Here is a 3,229-nt window from a genome sequence, read left to right on the forward strand (position 1 = left end):
ATGTCTGGAATGGGTGGGAAGCGGACATTCAGCGCCAGACTGCCCGGCCCTTTCCGTAACCGGGGTAATGAGCCTCGAACTCATCCATGAAGGCCAACCGAGCTTGTGCCAGCATCTGGCAACCTTCGGGTGAGTAGCCGTAGTCACTAGCATCCGCGAGCATGTCATGGAGCCCCAGCATAAACTGCTGGTAGCGCTCGGCAGGGTCTTTGATGTGACCCATTTCGTCCGTCTCGCGGCCGAAGTCATCATAGGTCTGATCCACGGTAGCGCCCTTATCCAGTGTCCACCGCGGATTGTGCGCCCCACAGTCAGCAGCCGTCAACGGCAGCATCATTCGTGCAGTTGAGCAACTCAAAACGTCCGCTACTGGGCGAAACCAGCAATCCGTAACCCTCAGTTCGCCACCGCCACCGGCCCCCTCGGCGGCCCCGCCGCATTGGCCACCGCTGCCGCGACATTCTGGATCAGCTGTTGCCGCTTGCGGATATCCTCGGTCGTGTCGCCGATCATCACCGCGATGGCGAAGCGGCGGCCGTCGGGGGCGGTCAGCAGGCCGACATCGTTGAAGCCCGCATTGCGGCGGCCCAGATCCTGGCCCGTTCCGGTCTTGTGCGCGATGGTCCAGCCGCTGGGTACGGCGGCGCGCAGGCGGGCATGGCCGGTGCGCGAGGCCTCCATCGTGTCGATCAGGATACGGGTCGAGGTTTCGGACATCAGCTCGCCGCGCGCCAGCCGGGCGAGCGCATCGGCGATGGCGATCGGCGCGGCGCCATCGGGCGGATCGTTGACATAGGCATTGAGCGCCGCTGTCCGCGCCGCCGGATCGAGCCGGTTGCGCGCCGCCTGGAACGCGCCCGCCATGGCGAACGCCGGTTGCCAGGTCAGTCCGGCGGTCTTCGCCTGGAGCAATCGCTCGCCGGGACCGAAGCGGATATCGCCCAGCCGCTTGTTCGCGATCATCGCACGCACGGCCTGTGGCCCGCCGACATAGGTCAGCAGCCGGTCGTTGGCGGTATTGTCGCTCTGGGTCAGCGCGCGCGTCAGCAACTCGCCGACCGTGGTGTGGTATCCGTCGCCCTTGACCAGCATCGCGATCGGCTGGTGGAACAGGGTCAGGTCCTCGCGCCGCACGACGATCGGCTCGTCCAGCCGCGCCCGGCCCCGGTCGCGAAGGTCGAGCAGGGTGATCGCGACCCACAGCTTGGAGACGGATTGCTGCGGCAGGCGCTGGCGGCCGCCGACCTCGACGGTCCAGCCGTCATCGACCGCGCGCACCGCAATGCCCTTCTTGCCCGCAAAGGAAGCGGAGAGGCGGTTGATCGTCGACACGAGTTCAGCCGGAGCAGCGGGAGCGCGGCTGGGGCGGGGCGGGGGGAGCGGCATCGATACCGACACCTGTGGATCGGCAACGCTGGGGGCATGGGCGGTCGCGCCGGGACGTGAATCGGCTCCACAGCCTGCCAGTCCCAGGAGAAGAAACCCGGCAGGCCATGAACGCAGCCCACCGCTCGATACTCGCTTCGTCACCGCCGTACCCCGCTATACATCGGCATCCTTACGGGTTGACCCAATGGGGGAAATCCCCGCGCACAGGGCTTGCGACGAAAGGCGGCTTGCGCGCGACAAGACGCGAAACTTCCTCATTCCTCCCCTGCAAGGAGAGGAATGAGGATTCAGGGGATCAGGATCGTGTCGACCGCCTCGTCCAGCGTCTCGGGGTAATCGAGCGTATAGTGGAGCCCCCGGCTCTCCTTGCGGTGGAGCGCGCAGTTGACGATCAGCTCGGCGGTCTGGAGCAGGTTGCGCAGCTCGATCAGGTCGGGCGTGACGCGGAAATGGCCGTAATAATCGTTCACCTCGTCGGTCAGCATGCGGATGCGGTGTTGCGCGCGCTCCAGCCGCTTGGTGGTGCGCACGATGCCGACATAATTCCACATGAAGCGGCGGATCTCGGTCCAGTTCTGCTTGATGACCACCTCTTCGTCCGAATCGGTGACGCGGCTTTCGTCCCAGGGGCGGATGGCGGGCGGCGGCGGCAGCTCGTCCCAATGCTGCGCGATATGGTTCGCGCACGCCTCGCCATAGACGAAGCATTCGAGCAGCGAGTTGGACGCCAGCCGGTTCGCGCCGTGCAGCCCTGACTGCGTCACTTCGCCCGCCGCATAGAGACCGGGCAGGTCGGTGCGCCCGTCGCGGTCCACGATGACGCCGCCACAGGTATAATGCTGCGCGGGCACGACCGGGATCGGCTGCACCGTCATGTCGATGCCGAGGCTCAGCAGCTTTTCGTGGATGTTGGGGAAATGTTCGCGGACGAAGGCGGGCGGCTGGTGGCTGATGTCGAGATGGACGTAATCCAGGCCCAGCCGCTTGATCTCATGGTCGATCGCGCGCGCCACGATGTCGCGCGGGGCCAGTTCGGCGCGCGGGTCGAGGTCGGGCATGAAGCGGTGCCCGGTCTCGGGAATCTTCAGGTGGCCGCCCTCGCCGCGAACCGCCTCGGTAATCAGGAAATTCTTGACCTGGGTGTTGTAAAGGCAGGTCGGGTGGAACTGCATGAACTCCATGTTGGAGACGCGCGCCCCCGCCCGCCACGCCATCGCGATGCCGTCGCCCGTCGCCCCCTTGGGTGCGGTCGAGAATTGATAGGTCCGGCCTGCGCCGCCCGTGGCCAGGATCGTCGCGCGGGCCTTGTGCACCACGACGCGGCCCGTCCGCCGGTCGACCGCATAGATGCCCCAGACATGGCCCGCCCCCGAATAGCGCATCTCGTGGCGGCTGGTCGCCAGGTCGATCGCGACCTGATCGGGGACCATGGTGATATTGGGATGCGCGTCCGCCGCCTTCAGCAGCGCGTCGAGCACGGCCCAGCCGGTCGCGTCCGCCACATGCACGATCCGCCGATGCGAATGCCCGCCCTCGCGCGTCAGGTGCAGCATATTGCCCTCGGTCGCGAAGGGCACGCCCAACTTCTGGAGCCGCTCGATCGCGGCGGGGGCGTTCTCGACGACGAACTCGACGGTGGCGCGGTCGTTCAGGCCTGCACCTGCGACCATCGTATCCTCGATATGGCTGTCGAACGTGTCGCCGGGTTCGAGGACGGCGGCGATCCCGCCTTGCGCCCAGGCCGTCGAGCCTTCGTTCATCTTCCCCTTGGCCAGAACCGTGACCTTGAAACGGTCGGCCAGGTTCAGCGCGGCGGTCAGCCCGGCCGCGCCCGATCCGA

Annotated in this window: 3 protein-coding genes; all 3 read right to left on the bottom strand. The window is 66.6% G+C overall.

Annotated features, from left to right (window positions below; all coding sequences use genetic code 11):
- Positions 1-28: 28 nt before the first annotated feature.
- Positions 29-265 carry a hypothetical protein gene (locus tag NS355_RS10780; protein WP_244489651.1) on the bottom strand — a complete coding sequence of 79 codons (237 nt, stop codon included), beginning with the start codon at positions 263-265 and terminating at the stop codon, positions 29-31.
- 131 nt (positions 266-396) lie between these two features.
- Positions 397-1,386, bottom strand: coding sequence for a serine hydrolase (locus NS355_RS10785; RefSeq protein WP_430727010.1), 990 nt, complete (start codon positions 1,384-1,386; stop codon positions 397-399).
- A gap of 290 nt (positions 1,387-1,676) precedes the next feature.
- A partial coding sequence (gene nadB / locus NS355_RS10790) for an L-aspartate oxidase (RefSeq protein WP_084787842.1) occupies positions 1,677-3,229 on the bottom strand: 1,553 nt, incomplete at its 5' end.

This window comes from Sphingomonas yabuuchiae, from assembly GCF_001477495.1.
Lineage (GTDB): Bacteria > Pseudomonadota > Alphaproteobacteria > Sphingomonadales > Sphingomonadaceae > Sphingomonas > Sphingomonas yabuuchiae_A.